Genomic DNA, 20144 nt, shown 5'->3' on the forward strand with positions numbered 1-20144 from the left:
GGCGAGGCGGTCTCGTCACCGCAGGCGGCGGTGAGTCCGAGCACAGCCACGACGAGCGTCGCACCGATCAGGCCCCGTGTCCGTAATGCACTCACGACTGGGTCCTTCCGGGTTGGCAAGGTCACCTATGATGGTCGACCGGGGTCTCGTCCCGCCTGCCAGGAGCATCACGGCGGCGCGTCGTTCCGGTCACGCCGCCGGATCGATCGGCAACCGAGGCACACCTGTAATGTGCACGCGCTGTTCGGCCCTGATTACGATGATCTGCCGTGGGCCGGAAGAAGAGCGACGAGGTGACAGCGCAGCGAGAGCGCGAGGAGTGGCAGCTCGGCATCGACTGGGCCCGCTGGCTGCTGGCCGGCAACTCCCCGCAACCGCTCACCATGTACGGCCTCGTTCTTGAGCCGGGTGAGATCGCGTACGTCAACACCCCGGCGCACTACGCCCGCTTGTACGGCGGCAGCGGCCGGTACACGCACAACAGCGGGGTCTTCATCGGCAAACCGGGTCTCGTGCTCGGGATGATGGCAGCGAACGCGGCGGTCAACGCGAGCCGGAAGGCCGCGGCCAAGCGGGACATGCAGCTGATGTGGCGCGACCTGCAGGAAGTGCCGACCGTCGCGACGAACCACCGGCTGCTGTGCATGCTGCCGCAGCGCGGCTGGCTGAGCTTCTACTACAGCGCGGTGCAGGAGTTCTACCCCGATCCGGCGAACTGGACGATCACCTTCGGATTCCAGAACGCGGAGCCGCTCCGGCTGGCCGGGCTGGCGGTGCCGACGTTGTCGGTGCTGACGGCATGGTGCGTGCTCGGAAACGACCGCTGGCAAGGCGAACCGGGCATCGCGCCGCTGCTGCAGGCTGCGACCGGGCAGCAGCTTGCGCCGGGGGCCGTGCAGGGTGAACTCGATACCGGTGAGCCGCGCCGACTCGGTAATCTGGAGCCATGACAACCCCGTACGAGGATGACGAGCCGGTGCTGCCCGACCAGACCCGCGACGACGACCCGCGCACCTGGGGCGACAACGACCTCGGCAGCGACGACGACGAGCGCATCCTCCGCGAGGTCCCGCCGCACCACGAGTGACCGCGCGGGGGCACCACGAGTGACCGGGCGGGCGAATCCCGGTGGCGGCGCTGCTCCCGCTGCCGGACAATCGCCCGCATGGGGATGGAGCTTCGGGGGTTCGGGGACGAGCACGGGCGCTTGGTCGCCGGGTGGACCCGGACCGCACAGGAAGTGGGTGTGCTGTCGGGCCGGGAGGAGTACCCGTTTCCCGCCGACCTGATCGGCAGCTGGCACAAGGACGACCCCGACATCGAGTCGTACCTGTACTTCGACGGTGAGACGCCGGTGGGCTACGGCGAGGTGTGGCTGGACGACGAGGAGGACGAGGTCGAACTGGCCCGCGTCATCGTCGACCCGGACCGGCGGGGGCGGGGAATCGGCGCCGAGCTGGTCCGTGCGTTGCTGAAGCCGGCGGTCGCGGCCGGCCACCCGGACATCTTCCTGCGGGTGCGACCGGAGAACGCCGTCGCGATCAGGACCTACCTCGGCGTGGGCTTCGTGGACGTGTCACAGCAGGAGATGGACGAGTGGAACGCCGCCCAGCCGGTGGCCTATCGCTGGATGCGGTACGCCGGCTGAGCACTCGCGCCCCAAGCCGCCACGCCGGGTAGAGCAGCCGCGGCCCAAGCCGCTACCCCCGGGGGCACGGCGGGGCCAGCGGCTACCCGGTGCCCCGATCGGCTGGCTCGCAGGCGTTCCGCGGTCACGCGACAGGAGCGGGCGGGTGGTGGCGAGCTCGAAGGCTGAGGCTGACCGCCCGCTTCCGCGGTGGGATCAGGAACGGGTCTGGAGCGCGTCGCGGATCTCGGTGAGCAATTGCTGCTCGGTGGTCAGCGGCTCGGGCTCGGGCTCGACGCCGCGGGCGCGGCGCTCGGCGAGCTTGTTCAGCGGCATCACGATGAAGAAGTAGACGGCGGCGGCGACGAACAGGAAGTTCAGCGCGGCCTGGAGCACGGCACCGATCGAGAATTCCGCGTTGTTGACGGTGAACGTCAGGACCTGGCTGATGTCCGGCTTGCCGAAGATCGCCGCGATCAGCGGGTTGATCAGGTTCTCGACCAAGGCGGTGACGATCTGACCGAACGCTGCGCCGATGACGACGGCGACCGCGAGGTCGACGACGTTTCCTCGCATGATGAACTCTTTGAAGCCCTTGAGCATTGCGGATGCCTCCACGTAGCGGGTGATGTTCCTGGCCAAAGTAGGACTCCGGCTAGGTCAGTGCGAGAAAGCACGCCGCGGCAGCACTCATCGTGTCCGGTTGTGTCCGAAAAGTGATCGTCAGGTCTAACTGGTGTCCGGGGTCAGCGCCACCGTGATTCGGGAGTTGGCGGTCGCCTGGGCCAGGCGGGCGACGGCGGCCGGCGTGGTGGCGACCACGATCAGCGCACCGGCGGTCGACGTTCGTGGACCGGTCGGCAGGGCGACCACGCGGACCGCGCGGGCGAGGAGGATCGCGGACTCGGCTGAGCTGCTGGTGGCGGCGTACAGGTTGAGGTGGTCGCCGACGCGGAGGAGGGCGCTGATGTCGGCGTCGTCGATGCGGAACGGGTAGGCGAGGAAACCGGTTGGGACCGAGACCGGCGCCAGGAAACGGGCGTCGGTCAACGGTTCGCCGGATCTGACCGGCCCGCTCAGCACGCGCGCGGTGAGGTCGGCGCCGGGTGTGAGTGCGCCTTCGGGAACGGCGTCGACCGGCAGCTCGAGCGTGCGGAGGTCATCGCTCGAGGGCGCGGCTCCGCCGGTGAGGTCGCGGGCGGCGGCCAGCACCGGGACGGTCGGTGGAGCAGGAGGGGACAGGGCGACGAGGCCGAAGTACACAGCCACCGCGGCGGCCACCCCGGCCAGCAGCCGACGGTGCCAACGGGCGGCGCGCAACAGGTCACGAACAACGGAAGGGATTCTCATGCCAGAGAAAGTACGAGTTTCCCGGCACCCCACCCGCTAGTTGTCCACAGCGGCCGGCCCTGGAGGTCAGGCAGCGCTGGTGCTGGAACTCGAGGTCGAGGCCGAGGTCGTGCTCGACGAGGTCGACGACGGCGTGGGGCTCGACGAGGATCCGGAGTCGGACGACGAGGAGGAGCCGGCGGTCGAGGACGAGTCGGACTGGGCCGAGACCGTGCTCTTGCCGGAGTTGCGGCTGTCGGTGCGGTAGAAGCCGGAGCCCTTGAAGACGACGCCGACGGCGTTGAAGACCTTGCGCAGGGTGCCCTCGCAGGCGGGGCAGACGGTGAGCGCGTCGTCCGTGAAGCTCTGCCGCACCTCGAGCGCCTCACCACAGTCGGTGCACTGGTACTGGTACGTCGGCACGGTTCGTTCCCTTCAGGCCGTTGGCACTCCTACTACTCGACTGCTAATAATGCTCCAGCGGGCCGAAGTATTCCAACTCGGGCGTGGGATACCCCAACTCCGGGTCGATGTCCACCGGACGCAGAGCTACGCAAAGTTGTGCGGACCCCATTTGGGGGAGGCGTCGGGATTCTCTACGGTTGGTCCGTGCGTCGCCTGTTACGAGTCGTCATCATCAGCGGAATCGCCCTCGCCACCGTCCTCGTGGTGATCGCGGGAACCGTCGCCTTCGTCGTCCGCCACTCCTTCCCGACGTACGACGGAACGATCGAGCTGACCGGTCTCGACGGTGACGTCGAGGTGGTCCGGGACAGCAACGGCATCCCACAGATCTACGCCGACAGCCCGAGCGACCTGTTCGCAGCGCAGGGGTACGTGCACGCGCAGGACCGGTTCTTCGAGATGGACTTCCGCCGGCACGTCACCGCCGGCCGGCTGGCGGAGCTGTTCGGCCGGGACGCGCTGGAGACCGACAAGTTCGTCCGCACCCTCGGCTGGCGCAAGGTCGCGGAGAAGGAACTCGGTCTGCTCAGCCCGTCCACCCGGCAGTACCTGGACGACTACGCCCGCGGCGTGAACGCGTACCTGGACACGCACAGCGGCTCCGGGCTCAGCCTGGAGTACGCCGTGCTGTCGCTGAAGGGCACGGAGTACCGGCCGGAGCCGTGGACCGCGGCCGACTCGCTGGCCTGGCTGAAGGCCATGGCCTGGGACCTCGGCGGCAACATGGACGAGGAGATCACCCGGGCGAAGCTGCTGGCGTCGTACCCGGCGCGCAACATCGACAGTCTGTACCCGGCGTACCCGTACGAGCGGAACGAGCCGATCGTGGCCACCGGCGCGGTCCGGGCCGGGAGGTTCACCACCGAGCCGGTCGCCTCCGAGGCCCGCCGCGGGATGCTGACCAAGGAGCTGCTCGCCTCGCTCGACACCGTCGACAAGGTGGCCAAGAGTCTCCCGCAGCTGCTCGGCCGGGGTGACGGCATCGGTTCGAACTCGTGGGTGGTCTCCGGCGACCACACGACCACCGGCAAGCCGCTGCTGGCCAACGACCCGCACCTCGGCGCGACCATGCCGGGCATCTGGACCCAGGTCGGCCTGCACTGCAACACCGTCAGCCGGAGCTGCCCGTACGACGTCTCCGGCTTCAGCTTCTCCGGGCTGCCGGGGGTCGTGATCGGCCACAACAACGCGATCTCCTGGGGATTCACCAACCTCGATCCCGACGTCACCGACCTGTACCTCGAGCGCGTCGACGGCGACAACGTGCTCTACAACAACAAGTGGCGCGCGATGGCAACCCGCGAGGAGACGTTCGAGGTGGCCGGCCAGGACGAGCCGGTGACGATCACCGTCCGCGAGACCCGGCACGGTCCGCTGATCTCCGACGTCGGCAAGGACCAGCGCGAGGCCGGTGAGCTGGCCGCCAAGCAGGACAGATACCCGAACGCGTACGGCGTCGCCATCCAGTGGACCGCGCTGGCCCCGGGCCGCACCGCCGACGCGCTGTTCGCGATCAACCGGGCGCAGAACTGGACCCAGTTCCGCTCCGCCGCGCAGCTGTTCGAGGTCCCCTCGCAGAACCTCGTGTACGCCGACACCGCCGGCCACATCGGCTACCAGGCGCCCGGGCGGATCCCTATTCGCAGGACCGGCCTGGGCGACTGGCCGGCGCCGGGCTGGGACCCGAAGTACCGCTGGACCGGGTACGTCCCCTTCGAGGCGTTGCCGGCCGAGTACGACCCGGCGGACGGGATCATCGTGACCGCGAACCAGGCGGTCGTGCCGCCGGCATACCCGTACTACCTGAGCAACGACTGGGACTACGGCTTCCGGTCACAGCAGATCCTCGACCGGATCAAGGCGGCCGGCAAGCTCGACGCGAACGCGATGGCGGCGATCCAGTCGGACACCAAGAACCGGGCCGCCGAGATGCTGGTGCCGTACCTGCTGCAGATCAGCATCGACGACGACTTCGAGCGCCAGGGCCAGGACACCCTGCGGAACTGGGACTTCACCCAGCCGGCCGACTCCGCGGCGGCGGCGTACTTCAACGTGGTCTGGCGCAACCTGCTCGCGCTGACCTTCCACGACCAGCTCCCGCAGAGCACCTGGCCGGACGGTGGTCCCCGCTGGTTCGAGGTGATCCGCACGCTCCTCAACCAGCCGAACAGCGGCTGGTGGGACAACATCGGTACGCCACAGCACGAGAGCCGGGACGACATGCTCCGGGAGGCGCTGGTCGACGCGCGGCAGGAAATCACCCAGAAGATGGCCCGCGACCCGGCCAACTGGAAGTGGGGCCGGCTGCACAAGCTCACGCTGACCAACCAGACGCTCGGCAAGTCCGGCATCGGTGTGGTGGACAGACTGTTCAACCGCGGCCCGTACGAGCTGGGCGGCGGCTCGTCGATCGTCAACGCGACCGCGTGGGACGCGTCGAAGGGCTACACCGTGACCGCGACGCCGTCGATGCGGATGGTCGTGGACCTGGCCGACTTCGACAAGTCCCGATGGATCAACCTGACCGGTGTGTCCGGGCACGCGTTCTCGTCCAACTACACCGACCAGACCGACCTGTGGGTGCGCGGGGAGACCTTGCAGTGGGCGTACACCAGGGGAGCCGTCGAGGCGACCCGGGAACACACGGTGACGTTCACCAAGCCCGAGCCGTAGTCACCAGGCCGGGGCGCTGGCCTCCGCGAACAGCTCCTCCGGCCAGGTCCACAGCGCGCGCTGGGTCAGCAGGATCGAGATCGTCCCCTCCGCCGGCGTGGTCGACCACAATGTGCCCAGCCCACCGGCCCAGCCGTAGCGATCCGGGCTGACCGACAGGCCGTAGCCCCATCCGGTGTCCGGGCCGAGGTAGTCGGCAGCCGCCGTACGCTGCGCCGGGGTGAGGTGGTCCGTCGTCATCTCCGCAACGGCCGCCGGCGACAGGATGCCGTCGCCGCCGGTCAGCAACATGCGTGCGAACGCGTGGAAGTCGTCCGCCGTCGAGATCAGCCCGCCGCTGGCGTCGGGGAACGACGGCGGCTCCAGCCACTGGCTTGCCGCGGCCGGGTCGAGTACGTCGTCGCCGACGTACGCCGTGGTCAGCCGCGCGGGGTCCGACGCGGTGAACCCGGTGTCCCGCATCCTGAGCGGCTCGAACAGTCGCTCCCGGAGGAACTCCTCCAATGGCTGCCCGGTGACGCGTGCGATCAGTACGCCGAGCACGTGCGAGCCGGTCGAGTACATCCACCGCTCACCCGGCTGGTACTGCAGGGGGACCGTGCCGAACCTGCGCATCCACTCGTCCGGTCCGAGCGACGTCCGTGGCACCGGCGGACCGAACGTCCGCAGCCCCAGCTCGTCCTCCCGCTGCCGGATCGCCGGATTGTCCGACTCACCCAGCCCCAGCCGGAACGTCAGCAGGTCCCTCAACGTGATCGGCCTGTCCATGGCGACCGTGTCGTCGAGTACGCCGTCCGGTTGTCGCAGTACACGCATCCCGGCGAGCTCAGGCAGCAGGTCGTCGACGGGGCGGTCCACCGACAGCCGGAGCTCGTCGACCAGGACCATTGCCGCGGCAGCGACGATCGGCTTGGTGAACGACGCGACCCGGAACAGGCTGTCCCGCTGCATCGGCGGGCCGTCGAAGGCGGTCCTGCCCAGTACCTGGACCCGTGTCTCGCCCGCATGGCTCACAAGCGAGACAAGGCCGGGCAGTACCACGTCGCCGACGTACGTGCTGAGCATCAGCCCCGCCCACCCCGGGCCGTGTCCATGACGGCATGGACACGCTCGTCCGGAGGCCTGCCCAGGGCAGCGGCAGCAGCGGCTTGTACGGCGCTCTCAGTCATCCTGCGATCTTCCCAGCACGATCAACCGATTTGGCGTCAGTGCTGCGTCGACCAGGTGGTCGTGCTCGTCGGCCGGGAGCGCTTCGACAACCTCTGCGTCGTACACCGCCGCCCAGATCGGCGTACCGGGACGGACACGGGCCAGCGCCCGGTCGTACGAGCCGCCACCGCGTCCCAGGCGTACGCCGTCGTGGGCGACCGCCACCGCCGGGCAGATGACCAGCTCAGCGGTGGCGATCTCGTCCGGACCCAGGTCGACCGGAGGCTCGGACATGCCTCGCCGGCCCGGCACCAGGTCGGCAGCGCCTGGTGCGACGCCCCAGCCGAGGTCGTTGTCGGCGTACAGGATCGGCAGCAGGACCTCACGGTCGGTGGCCAGCAGCCAGTCGATCAGCGCACCGGTCTGCGGCTCCGCACCCATCGACACGTACAGAGCGATCCGCCGCGCCGCCTGCACCGCGGGCTGAGCCTGCGCGATGGCCAGCAGGTCGCCGGTGTGAGGACGAGCCCTGCGGGCACTGAGCAGGTACTGCCGCGCCGCGGCCTTCGACGGGAACACTCCCTGATCGTATGCGGCGTGACGCGGATAACACGGTGATCACCCGGCGTCCCCTAGGGTTGTGACATGAGTGAGGCAGGTCTACGACAGGCGCAGGAGAAGATGGGCGCGGCCGGCGCTGCTGACGTCGCCATTCGGGTCTTCACGCACTACTACCGGCTGCTCGAGTCCGGTCAGCAGGGCACGATCCGCGAGGACGACATCGAGCCGGTGGGCGACCTGCCGCACCTGGACCACCTCGACACCGACTCGGAGGCGATGCGCGCGGCGCTGGCCGAGACGGTCGTGATCAAGCTGAACGGCGGCCTCGGCACCTCGATGGGCGTGACCGGGCCCAAGTCCGCGCTGCCGGTCAAGGACGGGCTGAGCTTCCTCGACATCATCGCGCGACAGATCCTGAGCACCCGGAAGGCGTACGACGTCCCGCTGCCGCTGGTGCTGATGAACTCCTTCCGCACCAGGGAGGAGTCGCTGCAGGTCCTCGGTGAGTACGACGGGCTCGCGGTCGACGGCGTACCGCTGGACTTCCTGCAGAACATGGAGCCCAAGCTGCTCGCCGACGACCTGACCCCGGCCGAGTGGCCGGCCGATCCGGAGCTGGCCTGGTGCCCGCCCGGCCACGGCGACCTGTTCACCGCGCTGGTTGCCTCCGGCACCCTGGACGCGCTGCGGGAGCGCGGTTTCCGGCACGCGTTCATCTCGAACGCCGACAACCTCGGCGCCACCCCGGACGCCCGGATCGCGGCCTGGATGGCCGAGCACGACGTACCGTTCGGGATGGAGGTCTGCCGGCGGACCCGGTCGGACCGCAAGGGCGGGCACGTCGCGGTGCGCAAGTCCGACGGCCGGCTGATCCTGCGCGACAGCGCCCAGGTCGCGGACGAGGACACCAAGCACTTCCAGGACATCACCCGGCACAAGACGTTCAACACGAACAACCTGTGGATCGACCTGGACCGGCTGGCGGAGCTGATGGCCGGCCACGACGGGATTCTCGGGCTGCCGATCATCGTGAACCGCAAGACCGTCGACCCGGCCGACCCGTCGTCGCCGAAGGTGATCCAGCTGGAGACCGGCATGGGAACGGCGATCGAGACCTTCGAGGGGTCGCAGGCCGTGCTGGTGGACCGGAGCCGGTTCAAGCCGGTGAAGACCACCAACGACCTGCTGGTACTGCGGTCGGACGTGTACGAACTGACCGAGTCCGGCGACCTGACCACGACGCACGAGGGTGACGAGCCGTACGTCGACCTGGACCCGGAGTACTTCAGGATCCTGGCCGACTTCGAGGCGCGGTTCCCGGCCGGGCCGCCGTCGCTGGTCCGGGCCGACCGGCTCGAGGTCCGCGGTGATGTTGCGTTCGGCAAGGATGTGACGGTCGTCGGCGAGGTCGAGGTCGCGGCGGACGCGGGGGACCGTAGGCTGATCGAGGACGGCGCCGTACTCGAGGGCTGACGAGAGCTGGGGGAATGGACGAGCTGCTGATCCGGCCGCTGGAGCCGTACGACACCGACGAGGCGGCCCGGCTGTGGTGGCGGTCGCGGCACGCGTACCCGGACCTGCTGCCGGCCGCGGTCCACACCGCCGACGAGGTCGCCACCTGGTTCGCCGAGATGCTGCTGCCGGACGCGCAGACCTGGGTGGCGCTCGACGACGGCCGGATCGTCGCGGTCCTGACCCTCGACGGCGACGACCTCGACCAGTTGTACGTCGACCCCGATGCCGTCGGGCTGGGCATCGGCTCGACCCTGGTCGACCTGGCCAAGGACCTCCGCCCGGGTGGTCTGGCCCTGTGGACCTTCCAGACCAACACCCGCGCCCAATCCTTCTACCTCCACCACGGCTTCACCGAGGTCCGCCGTACGAACGGCGAGACGAACGAGGAGCAGGCCCCGGACATCCGGATGACCTGGGGGAACCACCCGGAATCCACCGGCTGAGCTCCGGCGGCGCCCTTGGATTAGGGTCGGGGCGTGAGACGGAGTGTGGATGAGCATCTGGAAGTAGTGCTGGGCAGGGTGCGGGGGCTGCCGGCGTTCGAGCAGCCGTTGATGGAGGCTGTCGGGCTGGTGCTCTGCGAGGACATCGTCTCCGGGCTGAGCCTGCCGGGATTCGACAACTCCGCGATGGACGGGTACGCCGTCCGGACCGGCGACCTGGCCGGGGCCACGCAGGACAACCCGGTCACGCTGCCGGTGGTCGGCGAGATCGCGGCCGGCCGGGTCGAGCCGATCGTGGTCACGCCGGGAACGTGCGTCCGGATCATGACCGGCGCGCCGATGCCGCGGGGCGCGGACAGCGTCGTACCGGTGGAGTGGACCGACGGCGGCACAGCGAACGTGCGGATCGCGCAGCAACCCGCGCTCGGTGCGTCCGTGCGGCGCGCCGGCGAGGACGTGAAGGCGGGGGAGAAGGTCCTCGACAAGGACACCGTGCTGGGGCCGCGACAGATCGCCGTTCTCGCCGCGGTCGGCCGGGCCCGGGTCAAGGCGCGACCGCGGCCGCGGGTCGTGGTGGTGTCGACCGGCGCCGAGTTGCGCGAGCCGGGGAGCCGGCTGGGTGAGGGGCAGATCTACGACTCGAACAGCTACACCCTGGCCGCCGCCGCCCGGGAGGCCGGGGCCGTGGTCTACCGCGTCGGCATCGTCGGCGACGACCCCAAACGGATCATGGACACGCTGTCCGACCAGCTCGTCCGGGCCGACCTGGTGATCACCACCGGTGGGGTCAGCATGGGCGCGTACGACGTGGTCAAGGAGGTGCTGTCGAAGACCGGCACGGTCGACTTCCCGCAGGTCGCGATGCAGCCCGGGAAGCCGCAGGGGTTCGGCGTGCTCGGCGAGGACGAGGTGCCGGTCTTCACGCTGCCCGGCAACCCGGTGTCGGCGTACGTGTCGTTCGAGGTGTTCGTCCGGCCCGCGCTGCGCAAGCTGATGGGTCAGATGCCGTACCGGCGGCAGCCGGTCCACGGGGTCTCGCTGGACAGCTTCAGCTCCCCGGCCGGGAAGCGGCAGTTCGTCCGAGCCTCGGCCACCTCCGGCGACGAGGGCTGGATGGCCAGTACAGTCGGCGGCCACGGCTCGCACCTGCTCGGCGGGCTGAGCCGGTCGAACGCGCTGATCGTGGTGCCCGAGGACGTGACCTCGGTCCGGGCCGGTGACCAGGTGGAGCTCTTGCTGCTGGACGAGGAGACGGGATGACGCAGGACCCGGGTGCTGCCGGTACCCCGGCCGACCCCCCGGCCCCGGCGCCGGCTGACCACCAGACCGGACCCGGTGGGCTGACCCATGTCGACGAGACCGGGGCGGCGCGGATGGTCGACGTGTCGGCCAAGGCGACCGGCGACCGCCGGGCTGTTGCCAGCGGCAAGGTTTTCGTCTCGGCCGAGGTGGTCGCGGCCCTGCGCGGCGACGGCGTACCCAAGGGGGACGCGCTCGGTGTCGCCCGGATCGCCGGCATCATGGGCGCCAAGCGGACGCCTGACCTGGTCCCGCTCTGCCATCCGATCGCGATCACCGGTGCGAAGGTCGACCTCGAGGTGGCCGACGACGCCGTACTGATCAGGGCCCAGGTGAAGACCACCGACCGCACCGGTGTCGAGATGGAGGCGCTCACCGCCGTCGCGGTCGCCGGGCTCGCCGTGATCGACATGGTGAAGGCTCTGGACCCGGCGGCGGTGCTGTCCGACGTACGCGTCGAGCTCAAAGAAGGCGGCAAGACCGGTCACTGGGAGCGGCCGTGAGAGCCCTGGTCGTCAGCGTGTCCAACCGCGCGGCCGCCGGTGTCTACACCGACACGACCGGTCCGCTGATCGCCGAGCGGTTGGCCGAGTGGGGCTTCGAGGTGTCCGGTCCGCAGGTCGTCCCGGACGGCCCGCCGGTCGGCGATGCACTGCGTGCGGGAGTCACGGCGTCGTACGACGTGATCCTGACGACCGGCGGGACCGGGATCTCGCCGACCGACGAGACGCCCGAGCAGACCGCCGGGCTGCTGGACCGCGTCGTACCCGGGATCGCGGAGTCGATCCGTGCGTACGGCGTGGCGAACGGCGTCCCGACGGCTGCTCTGTCCCGCGGTCTCGCCGGGGTGGCGGGTACGACGGTCATCGTCAACCTGCCCGGTTCGCGCGGCGGCGTGAAGGACGGACTGTCCGTGTTGCAGCCGCTGCTGCGGCACGCGGTCGAGCAGGTCCGCGGCGGTGACCACGTCCGGACGGACAACGACTGATGGCGATCGTCCGCTGGCCGGTCGAACTCCGGCACGGGCAGGTCGCACTCCGGCCGCTGCGGGCCGGCGACGGTACCGAGTGGGCGGCCGCGCGACAGCGCAACGTGAGCTGGCTGCGGCCGTGGGACGCGACCCAGCCGCCGGGCGCCGATGAGGGTGCGCGGACGTTCCGCGCGATGGCCAGGGACTGGAACCGGCAGGCGCGGTACGGCCGGATGCTCCCGTTCGTCATCACTTACGGCGGTGCTGCCGGCGTCGGGCCACGATCGAAGTGGCCGCTCGTCGGGCAGCTCACCGTCTCCGGCATCACCTACGGATCCGCGCGCTGGGCCAACCTCGGCTACTGGGTCGACGAGCAGTACGCCGGCCGCGGCATCGTGCCGACCGCGGTCGCGATGGCCGCCGACCACTGCTGGTTCACCCTCGGCCTGCACCGGATCGAGGTCGCGATCCGCCCCGAGAACAAGGCGAGTCTGCGGGTCGTCGAGAAACTCGGCTTCCGGTACGAGGGCGAGCGGCCGCGGTTCCTGCACATCGATGGTGATTGGCGCGACCATCGGATCTTCGCCCTGAACGTGGAGGAAGTCGGGCCCGGTCTCGTAGCGCGACTGCGGTGATCACGCAGCGTCGCTATTCACATCAGTCACACGAGTCTTCTTGCGACACACCGACAGACATGCCTGATCTGAACCTCCCTGGGTCTTAGCGTCGTCGCATGGGGACGACAGGGCTGATCTATGTGGCGATCGTCGCCGCGTGGGCCGCCTACCTCGTCCCGATGATGCTCAAGCGGAACGACGAGGCCCGGCGCCCGCCGGTGGCCTCGTCCGACGCGCGCGTGCTCGCCCGGCAGGGCGATCCGCAGTCGCGTTCGCGGTACGTCGTACGCCCGGCCGGTGCCGGTGCCGGTGTCGGTGCCGGTGTCGGTGTCGGTGCCGGTGTCGGTGTCGTCGGAACCGGTGTCGCCGCGGCCGCCGACGAAGACCTGCCGCCGCCGCCGAAGCGTTACGTCCCCAACCGCGCCCGCCGGGTGGCCGCCATGCGCCGCCGGCGGGTCCTGTCGCTCCTGACCCTTTCGCTGCTGTCGGTGACCGCGCTCGCCGGCCTCGAGATGCTGCTGTGGTGGACGGTCGCGATCCCCGGGTCGCTGATCGTCGCGTTCGTCGTCCTGACGCGGGTGCAACTGCGGCGTCAGGCGCGCGAGCGTGCCCGGCTCGCCGCCGAGCGCCGTGCCCGCGCCAAGGCCCGGCACGACCGCGGTCCCGCCGGCAAGCCCGCGCCGTCACCGGACGAGGAGCTGACCATCGAGGTCAAGCTCCCCGCGCCGCCGGCCGCCCCGGCCGAGAAGTCCGCCGCATCCGAGGGTCTGTGGGATCCGGTGCCGGTCACGCTGCCGACGTACGTGCTGAAGGAGAAGGCACCGGACCGCACCGTCCGCACCATCTCGCTGTCCGACGACGAAGTCTTCTCCAGCGCCCGTACGACGGACCCCGCGGAGACCCCGCCGATCGTCGAGTCCCCGGCCCCTCCTGCCGCCGAGGAGCCGGAGATCAAGCGCGCCGTCGGCGACTGAAACCCGCTCGACAACCTCGGTTTCAGTCCGCGACCATGAGCGTGTTAGAGTTTCGCGGTCGCCAGGGAGACCCGGCGATCAGCTCGGGGCTGTGGCGCAGTTGGTAGCGCGCTTCGTTCGCAACGAAGAGGCCAGGGGTTCGAATCCCCTCAGCTCCACGAAGGCGAGAGGCGAGGTGTGTCCGCGGAGTGCGCGGACCGCCTCGCCTTCGTCGTGTTGTGCGCCGTCGCTTCGCTCGGCGCGGGCGGGGGCTCCGCCACCCGCACCCCCTGGGCCTTCGCTTCGCTCGGCTCTTGGGGCTGGTCGCCGCTGTACGCGGTGGGCCTTCGCTTCGCTCGGCTCTTGGGGCTGGTCGCCGCTGTACGCGGTGGGCCTTCGCTTCGCTCGGCTGTGGGGGTCACTGCCAGCTGTTGGTGGGGATGAGGGCTTGGAAGTTCTGGCTGAGGACGACTCTGTTGTTGCCCACGTCGGCGGCGAGTCCGTTGGCGGTCAGTTTGAAGGCGAGGACCGGGAGCCACTCGTCGTTGTTGGTTCTGAGCATGTAGTTCGGTGGGGGTGGAGCCGCGACGGGACGGCCGTACTCGGGGCTGGACAGGATCGCGGCGGTCACCGCCGCGCGGGCCTCGAACTGGGCGGCGGAGGCTGCGGAGCGGGCGTTGACGTCGGCTCGCACCATGATGGCGACGGCGATCGCCACCGCTGAGGCGAGGACTGACGCCGATGCGGTGAAGACTGCTCGCTGGACGAGGTTGGCATCGTCCGGGCCGACGCCGAAGCCCGCCAGGCCGGTCAGGGCCGCGCTGCCGCCACCGATGAAGGCGACGATCGCCGGCAGACCTTGCCCAAGCTCGTCGCGCCGGCGGTGATGACCTGGAGGCTCGCGGGAGTAGTGAACGTCTTGCTGGCGATCTCGTTCTTGTCCTCGAGCAGTCGTAGGTCCAGCAGGAACTGCTGAACTGGTTGGCTCAGGTCGTCCCCGTCGGCGTTGACTGCGTTGCTCGGCCACTGCACTTTCACGGTGGTTCCCCCTGTCCCGCCGTCCCCCCACGGTCGGCGCTCACCGTGAGGGTGACAGCCGGTAGCCGGAGCGTCCAGAGCTGCGGACATCCACGCCGGAATCGTTACGTCGGGGTGTCGCCACGCTCGCGGAGGATGTCGCGGAAACTAATCTTGACTCATTCCAGAAAACCGGACAGGATGTGTCGCATGCCGGTGGTCGAGGAGCTTCAGGGGAGGTTGCGCGGGGCTGGGCTCCGGGTGACCCGGCCCCGGGTGGCCGTGCTGGGCGTGGTGCAGGCGATCGCGCATGCGGACACGGACACGATTATCGGGGCTGTGCGCAACGAAATTCCCGAGGTCTCTCATCAGGCCGTGTACGACGTGCTGCGGGTGTTCACCGAGAAGGGGCTGGTGCGGCGGATCCAGCCGCACGGGATGGTGGCGCGGTACGAGTCGCGGGTGGGGGACAACCATCATCACGTCGTCTGCCGGTCGTGCGGTGCGATCGCCGACGTCGACTGTGCTGTCGGTCATGCGCCGTGCCTGACCGCGGCGGACGGCCACGGTTTCGTCATCGACGAGGCCGAGGTCGTCTACTGGGGCCTGTGCTCCGACTGTTCCACCGCAAGCGCTTCATGACTTTCTCGAAACGTCCAGTCCGGAAGGAATCCGATGTCTGAGAACCACCCGCCGCTGCCGGCGGAAGCGAGCACGGAAAGCCAGGGCAAGTGCCCGGTCGCGCACGGCACACGTGCGCCGCACCCGACGCAGGGCGGGGGCAACCGGGGCTGGTGGCCGGAGCGGCTCAACCTGAAGATCCTGGCGAAGAACCCGGCGGTGGCGAACCCGCTCGGTGACGACTTCGACTACGCCGCCGAGTTCGCCACGCTCGACCTGGCCGCGGTGAAGCGGGACATCGCCGAGGTGCTGACCACGTCACAGGACTGGTGGCCGGCCGACTTCGGCAACTACGGCCCGCTGATGATCCGAATGGCCTGGCACAGCGCGGGCACGTACCGGATCAGCGACGGCCGCGGTGGCGCGGGCGCCGGCCAGCAGCGGTTCGCGCCGCTGAACAGCTGGCCGGACAACGGGAACCTGGACAAGGCCCGCCGGCTGCTGTGGCCGGTGAAGAAGAAGTACGGGCAGAAGATCTCCTGGGCCGACCTGCTGATCCTGACCGGCAACGTGGCGCTGGAGACGATGGGTTTCGAGACCTTCGGGTACGCCGGTGGCCGCGCGGACGTGTGGGAGCCGGACGAGGACGTCTACTGGGGTCCCGAGACCACCTGGCTGGGCGACGAGCGGTACACCGGTGACCGCGAGCTGGAGAGCCCGCTGGGCGCGGTCCAGATGGGCCTCATCTACGTGAACCCGGAGGGCCCGAACGGCAACCCCGACCCGGTCGCCGCGGCGCGCGACATCCGCGAGACGTTCGGCCGGATGGCGATGAACGACGAGGAGACCGTCGCGCTGATCGCCGGTGGGCACACGTTCGGCAAGACCCACGGTGCCGGTCCGGCCGACCACGTCGGCGTGGAGCCGGAGGGTGCGCCGATCGAGGCGCAGGGTCTGGGCTGGAAGAGCACGTACGGCACCGGCAAGGGAGCCGACGCGATCACCAGCGGCCTCGAGGTCACCTGGACCACGAAGCCGACCCAGTGGAGCAACGACTTCTTCGAGATCCTCTTCGGATACGAGTGGGAGCTGACCGCGAGCCCGGCCGGTGCGCACCAGTGGGTGGCGAAGGACGCCGGGGAGATCATCCCGGATGCCTACGACGCGGCGAAGAAGCAGAAGCCGACGATGCTGACTACCGACCTCGCGCTGCGCTTCGACCCGATCTACGGGCAGATCTCGCGGCGCTTCCTGGAGAACCCGGACGAGTTCGCGGACGCGTTCGCCCGCGCCTGGTACAAGCTGACCCACCGCGACATGGGCCCGATCGTGCGCTACCTCGGCCCGGAGGTCCCGAGCGAGACGCTGATCTGGCAGGACCCGCTGCCCGCGGTCGAGGGTGAGCTCATCGACGCCGCCGACATCACCGCGCTGAAGGCGCAGATTGCGGCTTCCGGGCTGTCGGTCTCGCAGCTGGTGTCGACCGCGTGGGCGGCGGCGTCGACGTTCCGCGGCAGCGACAAGCGCGGCGGTGCGAACGGTGCCCGGATCCGCTTCGAGCCGCAGAACGACTGGGAGGTCAACAATCCGGCCGAGCTCGCGGTCGTACTGCGCACCCTCGAGGACATCCAGAAGTCCTTCAACGCGGCCGGTGGCAAGCAGGTCTCGCTGGCCGACCTGATCGTGCTCGCGGGTACGGCGGGTGTCGAGGTGGCGGCCCGGAACGCCGGGTACGACATCGAGGTCGGTTTCACTCCGGGCCGGGTGGACGCGACCCTGGAGCAGACCGACGTCGACTCGTTCGCCGCGCTCGAGCCGATCGCGGACGGATTCCGCAACTACTACGGCAAGGGCAACCGGCTGCCGGCCGAGTACCTGCTGGTGGACAAGGCGAACCTGCTCACCCTGAGCGCGCCGGAGATGACCGTGCTGGTCGGCGGCCTGCGCGTCCTCGGGGCGAACTACGACGGTTCCAAGCTCGGTGTCTTCACCGAGACCCCGGGCACGTTGACGAACGACTTCTTCGCCAACCTGCTCGACCTGGGGACCGAGTGGACGGCGACCGACGACGAGGCGACCACCTTCGAGGCCCGGGACGCGTCGGGCGAGGTCAAGTGGACCGGCACCCGCGCAGACCTGGTCTTCGGCTCGAACTCCGAGCTGCGCGCCGTCGCCGAGGTCTACGCGAGCGACGACGCGAAGGAGAAATTCGTCCGGGACTTCGCCGCCGCCTGGACCAAGGTCATGGAGCTCGACCGCTTCGACCTCCGCTGACCGCGGTACGACTGATCGCGGTACGACCCGCAGCACCGGCGGACCGCAGTACCGGCACGACACCCGCGACCGGCTCCCTCGACACCGAGGGGGCCGGTCGCGTCGTCACAGGCGGTCGAGACCGGCGCGCCCGTGCTCGACCCACCAGGCCAGGTCGTCGCGTTCGCGGTCGCGGATCACCGGGTCCGAGTGATCGGCCGCGTCGAGAGCCTTGTTCCAGCCGTGGTCGACCAGGCCGGCGAGCAGCGCGAGGTCGATGTCGGCGGCAGTGACGTCGCCGAGGCTGCGGAACCGGGAGATCAGGTCCTCGCGGCCGGGCTCGACGTGCGCGGCCGAGCCGGTCAGGAAGATCGCGAGATCGAGCGCAGGCGGTCCTTCGGTCGCCAAGGCCCAGTCGAGCAGAACGACCTCGTCCGGCGGCAGCGCCAGGTTCACCAGCCACAGGTCGGCGTGCAGCAGCGTCGATCCGCTACGACGCAGCGCGGTGGCCAGCGGGCCGGGATCGCCGTGCACGGCGAACACGGCGTCGGCCACCGACGGCTCGACGATTTCGGCGAACAGCTCCCAGCCGCGCAGCACAGCACCTGGCAACTCACCTGACCTCGACCCCGCGACCTGGGGTGACATCAGCGTGAGCCGAGTCTCCAACGGAACCAATCCGTGCGGAGCCTGGCCGGTGAACTCCCGATGCAGATCCGTGAGCGCACCGAGGATCCGATCGCACTCGGCGGTCGTCAACGTGCGCTTCCACCCCGGTACGGCGTCCCCGAGGTCGCGCATCACGGTCACGGTCGAACCGTCCCGCCCGAAGACCTCGACGATCGCGTGGCCGACGCCGGCCGGCAGCCGGTCGAGGACGCCGGACGACCACAGCAGCCGCTCACGGTCCACGCCACCGGTGAGGGCGACGGAGAGATCGCTCGCGGGATCGGCGTACTTGACCACCAGCGGGGTACCGTCGTCGAGCCGGACGCGTTCGAGCCGCGCACCGGAGCGTCCGTCGTGGCCTTCGAGAACGACACGTTCGACCACCCGGTCCAGGATTCCACTCATCGGCCGGCTCCCAGGTCTGCAGGTACCGCGTGGGACCATTGTGGTTTCAGCCGCCGGAAGGGGCCATGCCATGCGCTTTCACCATGATCGCGAGCCTGCTGGGGACCTGACCTTCAGCGACGTGTTCCTCGTGCCGAACCGGTCCGGGGTCGCGTCCCGGCTGGACGTGGACCTGTCCACGAGTGACGGCAGCGGGACGTCGATCCCGATCGTCGCGGCGAACATGACCGCGGTGTCCGGGCGGCGGATGGCGGAGACGATCGCGCGCTGCGGCGGACTGGCGGTGATCCCGCAGGACATCCCGGTCGACGTCGTCGCCGAGGTGGTGGCCTGGATCAAGCAACGGCACACCGTGCACGACACCGCGCTGGTGCTGCCGCCGACCGGGACCGTGGGCGAGGCGCTCAACCTGCTGCCCAAGCGGGGTCACAACGCGGTGATCGTGGTCGACGACGGCCGTCCGGTCGGCGTGGTCACCGAGGCCGACTGCGCCGGCGCCGACCGGTTCACCCAGCTGGACGCGATCATGTCCCGCGAGCTGCTGACGCTGCCGGCCGGGATGGATGCCGAGCGCGCCTTCGACCTGCTGCACGACGGCCGGCACCGGCTGGCGCCGGTCGTGGACGCCGACGGCACGATCGTCGGCATCCTCACCCGGCAGCGCGCGCTCCGGGCGACCCTGTACGAGCCGGCCGTCGACGCGAACGGGAAGCTCCGGGTCGCCGCCGCGATCGGGATCAACGGCGACGCCGAGCAGAAGGCGAAGGCGTTGCTGGACGTCGGCATCGACGTCCTCGTGGTCGACACCGCGCACGGTCACCAGGAGCGGATGATCGAGGTCCTCCAGCAGGTCCGCGGCCTGGCGCCGCAGGTGCCGGTCGTGGCCGGGAACGTGGTCACCGCCGAGGGCGTCGACGACCTGGTGGCGGCCGGGGCGGACATCGTCAAGGTCGGCGTCGGCCCGGGCGCCATGTGTACGACGCGGATGCAGACGGCTGTGGGCCGGCCGCAGTTCTCCGCCGTGCTGGAGTGCGCCGAGCGCGCCCGGCAGCTCGGCAAGCACGTCTGGGCGGACGGCGGCGTACGGCATCCGCGGGACGTCGCGCTGGCGCTGGCGGCCGGGGCGTCGAGCGTGATGATCGGGTCGTGGTTCGCGGGCACGTACGAGTCGCCGGGCGATCCGCACCGTGACAGCGACGGCCGGATCTACAAGGAGAGCTTCGGGATGGCGTCGGCCCGCGCGGTCCGGTCGCGGACGGCCGACGACACGCCGTTCCAGCGGGCCCGGAAGGGCTTCTTCGGCGAGGGCATCTCGACCGCGCGGATGTATCTCGACCCGGAGCGGCCCAGTGTCGAGGACGTGCTCGACTCGATCGTGTCCGGGATCCGCAGTTCCTGCACGTACGTCGGCGCCGCGAACCTGGCCGAGTTCCACGAGCGGGCCGTCGTCGGCCTGCAGACCGCCGCCGGCTACAGCGAAGGCAAGCCGCTCGACACCAGTTGGTGATCGACCTCGATCCGTGGACCGCAGATTATGCGCGGCTGAGCTTGCGTCAACGACTACGGAGAGTCTCATTC

The 20144-nt window shown here is 69.9% G+C and carries 22 protein-coding genes and 1 tRNA gene; 15 read left to right on the forward strand and 8 right to left on the reverse strand.

Features of this window, described 5'->3' with window-relative positions; translation table 11 throughout:
• The first annotated feature begins 293 nt into the window (after positions 1-293).
• From E1218_RS05335 to E1218_RS05340, 3 genes are all read left to right on the forward strand, one after another.
• A complete protein-coding gene (locus E1218_RS05335) occupies positions 294-950 on the forward strand; it encodes a hypothetical protein (RefSeq protein ID WP_233712019.1) in 657 nt (218 codons plus the stop codon).
• Entirely contained in the window at positions 947-1087 is a 141-nt protein-coding gene (locus E1218_RS35905) for a hypothetical protein (protein WP_165949134.1), read from the forward strand. Before E1218_RS05335 ends, E1218_RS35905 begins: the two co-directional genes overlap by 4 nt.
• A gap of 78 nt (positions 1088-1165) precedes the next feature.
• Complete coding sequence (locus E1218_RS05340) at positions 1166-1648, forward strand: GNAT family N-acetyltransferase (RefSeq protein WP_233712020.1); 483 nt, start codon at positions 1166-1168, stop codon at positions 1646-1648.
• Positions 1649-1843: 195 nt separating this feature from the next.
• Here the strand turns inward: E1218_RS05340 and mscL are convergent, their stop codons facing one another.
• The 3 genes from mscL to E1218_RS05355 form a co-directional block, all read right to left on the reverse strand.
• Positions 1844-2230 (reverse strand): large conductance mechanosensitive channel protein MscL, encoded by a 387-nt coding sequence (gene mscL, locus E1218_RS05345; protein ID WP_132316932.1) that lies wholly within the window; start codon positions 2228-2230, stop codon positions 1844-1846.
• Positions 2231-2356: 126 nt separating this feature from the next.
• The gene (locus E1218_RS05350; RefSeq protein WP_233712022.1) at positions 2357-2977 is read right to left on the reverse strand and encodes an SAF domain-containing protein; all 621 of its coding nucleotides are present in this window, start codon (positions 2975-2977) and stop codon (positions 2357-2359) included.
• A 66-nt stretch (positions 2978-3043) separates the two neighbouring features.
• The gene (locus E1218_RS05355; protein WP_132316838.1) at positions 3044-3379 is read right to left on the reverse strand and encodes an FmdB family zinc ribbon protein; all 336 of its coding nucleotides are present in this window, start codon (positions 3377-3379) and stop codon (positions 3044-3046) included.
• A gap of 186 nt (positions 3380-3565) precedes the next feature.
• Between E1218_RS05355 and E1218_RS05360 the strand changes: the two genes are divergently transcribed.
• Complete coding sequence (locus tag E1218_RS05360) at positions 3566-6094, forward strand: penicillin acylase family protein (RefSeq protein WP_132316840.1); 2529 nt, start codon at positions 3566-3568, stop codon at positions 6092-6094.
• Here E1218_RS05360 and E1218_RS05365 read toward each other — a convergent pair whose 3' ends face one another.
• A complete protein-coding gene (locus tag E1218_RS05365) occupies positions 6095-7159 on the reverse strand; it encodes a serine hydrolase domain-containing protein (protein WP_132316842.1) in 1065 nt (354 codons plus the stop codon).
• A gap of 96 nt (positions 7160-7255) precedes the next feature.
• A complete protein-coding gene (locus tag E1218_RS05370) occupies positions 7256-7822 on the reverse strand; it encodes a 5-formyltetrahydrofolate cyclo-ligase (protein WP_132316844.1) in 567 nt (188 codons plus the stop codon).
• Between the two features lie 66 nt (positions 7823-7888).
• On the opposite strand from E1218_RS05370, the gene E1218_RS05375 reads away from it, so the two are divergent.
• The 8 genes from E1218_RS05375 (at position 7889) to E1218_RS05415 (ending at position 13780) form a co-directional block, all read left to right on the forward strand.
• Positions 7889-9277, forward strand: a complete 1389-nt coding sequence (locus E1218_RS05375; RefSeq protein ID WP_132316846.1) for a UTP--glucose-1-phosphate uridylyltransferase — start codon at positions 7889-7891, stop codon at positions 9275-9277.
• Positions 9278-9291: 14 nt separating this feature from the next.
• Positions 9292-9762 (forward strand): GNAT family N-acetyltransferase, encoded by a 471-nt coding sequence (locus tag E1218_RS05380; protein WP_132316848.1) that lies wholly within the window; start codon positions 9292-9294, stop codon positions 9760-9762.
• A gap of 33 nt (positions 9763-9795) precedes the next feature.
• A complete protein-coding gene (glp, locus tag E1218_RS05385) occupies positions 9796-11022 on the forward strand; it encodes a molybdotransferase-like divisome protein Glp (protein ID WP_132316850.1) in 1227 nt (408 codons plus the stop codon).
• On the forward strand, positions 11019-11564 hold the full coding sequence (moaC, locus tag E1218_RS05390; RefSeq protein WP_267900273.1) for a cyclic pyranopterin monophosphate synthase MoaC: 546 nt from the start codon (positions 11019-11021) through the stop codon (positions 11562-11564). The genes glp and moaC overlap by 4 nt, the downstream gene beginning before the upstream one ends.
• On the forward strand, positions 11561-12049 hold the full coding sequence (locus E1218_RS05395) for a MogA/MoaB family molybdenum cofactor biosynthesis protein (RefSeq protein WP_132316852.1): 489 nt from the start codon (positions 11561-11563) through the stop codon (positions 12047-12049). The genes moaC and E1218_RS05395 overlap by 4 nt, the downstream gene beginning before the upstream one ends.
• Entirely contained in the window at positions 12049-12666 is a 618-nt protein-coding gene (locus E1218_RS05400) for a GNAT family N-acetyltransferase (protein WP_132316854.1), read from the forward strand. The genes E1218_RS05395 and E1218_RS05400 overlap by 1 nt, the downstream gene beginning before the upstream one ends.
• A 98-nt stretch (positions 12667-12764) precedes the next feature.
• Complete coding sequence (gene sepX / locus E1218_RS35910) at positions 12765-13622, forward strand: divisome protein SepX/GlpR (RefSeq protein WP_165949133.1); 858 nt, start codon at positions 12765-12767, stop codon at positions 13620-13622.
• A gap of 85 nt (positions 13623-13707) precedes the next feature.
• Positions 13708-13780: transfer RNA gene (locus E1218_RS05415), tRNA-Ala, on the forward strand.
• Positions 13781-14019: 239 nt separating this feature from the next.
• Here the strand turns inward: E1218_RS05415 and E1218_RS05420 are convergent.
• Both E1218_RS05420 and E1218_RS05425 read right to left on the reverse strand, forming a co-directional pair.
• Positions 14020-14319: a hypothetical protein gene (locus tag E1218_RS05420; protein ID WP_132316860.1), complete on the reverse strand. Its 300-nt coding sequence runs from the start codon at positions 14317-14319 to the stop codon at positions 14020-14022.
• A 92-nt stretch (positions 14320-14411) separates the two neighbouring features.
• On the reverse strand, positions 14412-14639 hold the full coding sequence (locus E1218_RS05425; RefSeq protein WP_132316862.1) for a hypothetical protein: 228 nt from the start codon (positions 14637-14639) through the stop codon (positions 14412-14414).
• A gap of 189 nt (positions 14640-14828) precedes the next feature.
• Here E1218_RS05425 and E1218_RS05430 point away from each other — a divergent pair, with 189 nt between their 5' ends.
• Positions 14829-15260 carry a Fur family transcriptional regulator gene (locus tag E1218_RS05430; protein ID WP_132316863.1) on the forward strand — a complete coding sequence of 144 codons (432 nt, stop codon included), beginning with the start codon at positions 14829-14831 and terminating at the stop codon, positions 15258-15260.
• A 33-nt stretch (positions 15261-15293) separates the two neighbouring features.
• A complete protein-coding gene (katG, locus tag E1218_RS05435; protein ID WP_132316865.1) occupies positions 15294-17513 on the forward strand; it encodes a catalase/peroxidase HPI in 2220 nt (739 codons plus the stop codon).
• 105 nt (positions 17514-17618) lie between these two features.
• Here the strand turns inward: katG and E1218_RS05440 are convergent, their stop codons facing one another.
• Complete coding sequence (locus tag E1218_RS05440) at positions 17619-18566, reverse strand: phosphotransferase (RefSeq protein ID WP_165949135.1); 948 nt, start codon at positions 18564-18566, stop codon at positions 17619-17621.
• Positions 18567-18636: 70 nt separating this feature from the next.
• Here E1218_RS05440 and E1218_RS05445 point away from each other — a divergent pair, with 70 nt between their 5' ends.
• The gene (locus tag E1218_RS05445; protein ID WP_132316869.1) at positions 18637-20073 is read left to right on the forward strand and encodes a GuaB1 family IMP dehydrogenase-related protein; all 1437 of its coding nucleotides are present in this window, start codon (positions 18637-18639) and stop codon (positions 20071-20073) included.
• Positions 20074-20144: the final 71 nt, after the last annotated feature.

It is taken from the genome of Kribbella turkmenica (assembly GCF_004348725.1).
GTDB lineage: Bacteria > Actinomycetota > Actinomycetes > Propionibacteriales > Kribbellaceae > Kribbella > Kribbella turkmenica.